This is a genomic window from Micromonospora parastrephiae (genome assembly GCF_016802865.1).
GTDB classification, from domain to species: domain Bacteria; phylum Actinomycetota; class Actinomycetes; order Mycobacteriales; family Micromonosporaceae; genus Micromonospora; species Micromonospora parastrephiae.
On the sequence record NZ_JAEVHM010000305.1, the window covers coordinates 1 to 4,456 of the forward strand.

The following is a 4,456-nucleotide window of genomic DNA, read 5'->3' on the forward strand; positions in this document are numbered from 1 at the left end:
CAAGGCGATCATCGCGGCGACGAAGAAGGCCGGCCTGCCCGAGCGGGCCGCGGTGATCTCGATCGCGACGAGCCTGCAGGAGTCGAAGCTGGAGAACCTGGGTCACCTGGGCGACGCCAACGACCATGACTCGTTGGGCCTGTTCCAGCAGCGCCCGAGCTCGGGTTGGGGTACGCCGGAGCAGATCACCGACCCGGAGTACGCGACGACCGCGTTCCTGAAGGGCCTCAAGCAGGTTGACGGGTGGCAGGACATGCCGCTGACCGACGCCGCGCAGACGGTGCAGGTGTCGGCCTACCCGGACGCCTACGCCCAGTGGGAGCAGCAGGCCACCGACCTCGTCACCCAGCACTGGAACAGCTGACCACAGCAGTACGGCGATGGCCGGCACCCCGGAACCTCGGGGTGTCGGCCATTGGAATACTGCGGCTGTGGGGCTGGTTGTGGAGGGTGTCGGTGTGACTCAGTGTCCCCGGGCCTCACCTGATATCGCCGTCGCGGAATACCGTTCGGCTGGAGCCGCGTCGCGCCACTCGCCGAGAGGCGACCTGCACACCGACACCAGCGCCGCCCCCGACCCAACCGGTCGGGGGCGGCGCTGTCTGTGCCCGCCCGTCAGGCGGTGGCGGCACAATGCTGGAGTGAGTGTCGCTGAACCCTGGTCCGAGCAGTCGGGTGTCGTCGTACTCCCGGGTGGTGCGAGCGTGCGCGGACGCCGCGTCGGTGCGCTCGCCTCGCCCGCCGACTTCGCGCTGCTGTTGGCGCCCGGCCCGGAGCCGACCTGGTCGTTCCGTCGGATCCGGTGGCCCGACTTCTGGGTGCCGCTCGATCGGGTTGATGCGCTCGACGCCCTGCGTGAGGCCCTGCGGCGGGCGCACGGCGGTGAACGCGTGGAGGTGGCCTGTCGGGGTGGGGTGGGGCGCACCGGAACGGCCCTGGCCGCGCTGGCGATCCTCGACGGGCTGCCGACCGAGCGGGCGGTGTCGTGGGTCCGGGCGGGCTACCACCCGAGGGCGGTGGAGACCCCGTGGCAGCGACGCTGGCTCCGCCGCGTCGCCTGACCGCGCCGCCTCGCCTGACCGCGCCGCGTCGCCGCCCGCCGGCCGATTCGGCGCCGCTACCCCTGGGGCGACCGGGCCGGCTTGTCGACGTACTCGCGCAGATGCGTGGCGGTGAGGGTGTCGCCGTGGGCGACCAGCTCGGCCGGCGTGCCGGTGAAGACGATCCGCCCGCCGTCGTGTCCGGCACCGGGGCCGAGGTCGATGAGCCAGTCCGCGTGTGCCATCACCGCCTGGTGGTGCTCGATGACGATCACCGTGTTGCCGGCGTCGACCATGCGGTCGAGCAGGGCCAGGAGTTGGTCCACGTCGGCCAGGTGCAGACCGGTGGTGGGCTCGTCCAGGACGTACGTGCTGGTCTTCTCCGCCAGGTGGATGGCGAGCTTCAGTCGTTGCCGTTCCCCGCCCGATAGGGTGGTCAGCGGCTGGCCGAGGCTGAGGTAGCCCAGCCCGACGTCGACCAGCCGGCCGAGGATGAGGTGCGCCGGCCCGCTGGGGAAGAAGCCGTACGCCTCGGTGACCGACATGGCCAGCACCTCGCTGATGTTCTTGCCGCGCAGCGTGTACGTGAGCACCTCGTCGGTGAACCGCCGCCCCTCGCACCGTTCGCAGACGCTGGCCACGCTGGCCATCATCGCCAGGTCGGTGTAGATCAGCCCGATGCCCTTGCACGCCGGGCAGGCGCCCTCGGAGTTGGCGCTGAACAGCGCTGCCTTGACCCCGTTGCCTTGGCGAAGGCGGAGCGGATCGGGTCGAGCAGCCCGCTGTAGGTGGCCGGGTTGCTGCGCCGTGACCCGCGGATGGGGGACTGGTCCACGATCACCACTCCGGACCGGCCGCGCAGCGATCCGTGGATCAGTGAGCTCTTGCCGGAGCCGGCCACACCGGTGACCACGGTGAGCACGCCGAGCGGGATGTCGACGTCCACGTCGCGCAGGTTGTGCAGGTCGGCCTGTCGGATGGCGAGGTGCCCGGTCGGTGGGCGTACCTCGGCGCGCAGGGTCACCCGGTGGTCGAGGTGCCGTCCGGTGAGCGTGTCGGAGCGGCGCAGGCCGGGCACGTCTCCGGTGAAGCAGATCCGTCCGCCGTTGGTGCCGGCGCCGGGCCCGAGGTCGACCACGTGGTCGGCGATGGCGATGGTCTCCGGCTTGTGTTCGACCACCAGCACGGTGTTGCCCTTGTCGCGCAGCCGCAGCAGCAGGTCGTTCATCCGGGCGATGTCGTGCGGGTGCAGGCCGACGGTGGGTTCGTCGAAGACGTAGGTGACGTCGGAGAGACTGGACCCGAGGTGGCGGACCATCTTCACCCGCTGCGCCTCACCGCCGGACAGGGTCGCCGACTCGCGGTCCAGGCTGAGGTAGCCCAGCCCGATCTCGACGAGGGAGTCCAGCAGGTCCCGCAGGTTGGCGATCAGAGGCGCCACCGCCGGGTCCTCGACGGCCCGCACGAACGTCGCCAGGTCGCTGATCTGCATCGCGGAGCAGTCCGCGATGGTGCGCCCCGCGATCCGGGACGACAGGGCCGCCGCGTTGAGGCGGGTGCCGCCGCAGTCTGCGCAGGTGGTGAACGTGACCGCCCGGTCGACGAAGGCGCGGATGTGCGCCTGCATCGACTCGCGGTCCTTGGTCAGGTAGAGCCGCTTGACCTTGACGGCCAGGCCCTCGTACGTCCAGTTGTTGCTGCCGACCTTGATCTTCGTGGCCGGTTTGTGGAGGAAGTCCTCCCACTGCTGCGGCGTGTAGTCCTGGAGTTTGACATCCGGGTCGAACAGGCCGGAGCCGACGATGGTCTGCCAGTACCAGGAGTCGACGGCGAAGTTGGGCACGGTGATCGCGCCGTCATTGAGGGAGCGCTCGACGTCGACCAACTCGTTGACGTCCAGGTCGGAGACCCGGCCCAGCCCTTCGCAGGTGGGGCACATGCCCTCGGGCAGGTTGAAGCTGAACGCCCCGGCGCCGCCCACCGACGGATCGCCGAGCCGGCTGAAGAGGATCCGCAGCATGGCGTACGCGTCGGTGGCGGTGCGACGGTGGAACGGGAGTTGACGCCCATCCGTTCCTGGTCGACGACGATGGCGGCGCTGAGGTTGCGCAGTGAGTCGACGTCCGGCCGGTTGAGGTTCGGCATGAACGACTGGAGGAAGGCGCTGTAGGTCTCGTTGATCATGCGCTGGGACTCGGCGGCGATGGTGCCGAAGACCAGCGACGACTTGCCGGAGCCGGAGACGCCGGTGAAGACGGTCAACCGGCGCTTGGGGATGTCGACCGAGACGTTGGCGAGGTTGTTCTCCCGCGCCCCGCGTACCTCGATCATGTCGTGGCTGTCGGCGGCGGACCATGCTGGCTGCGACATGCGAACCCTTCACGAGATCGTGGCGGGGCCATCCCCGCCGAGCACCTGACGCATTAAATTGTCTCATTAACCTTCCTGTAGAGACTTTCCTGACATCCGCAGCGCACCGTGCCGAGTAAAGACCCGACAAGTCTCAAATAACATGTCAACCGCTAGGGTTGCCGTCGTGGACGTCGAGCCAAAGGATCGCCTGCGCGCCGTGGACCTGGCCGCCACCGTCGGGATCTCCGTGCAGCAGGTGCGCAACTACGTCGAGCAGGGCGTGCTGCCGCCCGTGCGGCGCACCCCGAGCGGCTACCGGATCTTCACGACGGAGCACTCCCGCGCGCTGACCGTGGCGCGGCGGCTCGCCGAGGGGCACGGCTGGGGTCGTACCCGGGAGATCATGGCGGCGGTGCACCGGGGTGACCTGCCGGCGGCCCTCGCGGCGCTCGACGGCGGCCACGCCGAGCTGGACCGGGAACGCGCCGACATCCGCCGGGTGCTCGGCGCCTTCGAGACCGTGCTCGCGCCGTCCCGGCGGCCCGGCCGGCACCGCGCCGGGGCGTCCGCATCGGCGAGGTCGCCGCCCTGGTCGGGGTCCGGACCTCCCAGCTGCGGCTCTGGGAGGCCCGTGGCCTGCTGCGCCCGACCCGCGCGCCGGGCACCAACTACCGGGTGTACGACGAAGCCGAGCTGCGCGCCGCGCAGGTCGTCGCGCTGCTGCGCCGAGGCGCGTACCCGTTCGAGATCATCGAGGCGGTGCTGGGCGAGTTGCGTACCACCGGCAGCGCCCAGCGGGTCCGCGCCGAGCTGGCCCGCCGTGAACAGGACCTGCACGCGCGCAGCCTGCGCCGGCTGCGGGGGAGCGCCGCGCTGCACGACTACCTGCACCAGCGAGCCCATCCGGTCCCGCCCTGCGATCTTGTTGACTAGGGTCGGCCTCATGAGAGCTGCGCTGCTGGCGGTCACGACGTCCGCCGTCCTGCTCGCTCCCGCGCCGGTCACCGCGGCCCCGGGTGCCCCCGGAACCGTACGGTGCCCGCGGGGCGCCGGCGCCCGCGATG

General features: G+C 70.8%; 2 protein-coding genes and 3 pseudogenes. 4 read left to right on the plus strand and 1 reads right to left on the minus strand.

What is annotated here, in order from left to right:
• Together JNW91_RS29900 and JNW91_RS29905 are read left to right on the plus strand one after the other, a co-directional pair.
• Positions 1-364: pseudogene (locus JNW91_RS29900) on the plus strand (hypothetical protein); the annotation flags it as partial.
• Positions 365-641: 277 nt separating this feature from the next.
• Positions 642-1,061, plus strand: coding sequence for a protein-tyrosine phosphatase family protein (locus JNW91_RS29905; protein WP_203178857.1), 420 nt, complete (start codon positions 642-644; stop codon positions 1,059-1,061).
• A gap of 56 nt (positions 1,062-1,117) precedes the next feature.
• On the opposite strand, the pseudogene JNW91_RS29910 reads toward JNW91_RS29905, so the two are convergent.
• A pseudogene (locus JNW91_RS29910) lies at positions 1,118-3,410 on the minus strand (ATP-binding cassette domain-containing protein).
• A gap of 142 nt (positions 3,411-3,552) precedes the next feature.
• Between JNW91_RS29910 and JNW91_RS34115 the strand changes: the two are divergent.
• A pseudogene (locus JNW91_RS34115) lies at positions 3,553-3,711 on the plus strand (MerR family DNA-binding transcriptional regulator); the annotation flags it as partial.
• A 293-nt stretch (positions 3,712-4,004) separates the two neighbouring features.
• Positions 4,005-4,325, plus strand: a complete 321-nt coding sequence (locus JNW91_RS32855; protein WP_238425950.1) for a MerR family transcriptional regulator — start codon at positions 4,005-4,007, stop codon at positions 4,323-4,325.
• Positions 4,326-4,456 lie beyond the last annotated feature (131 nt).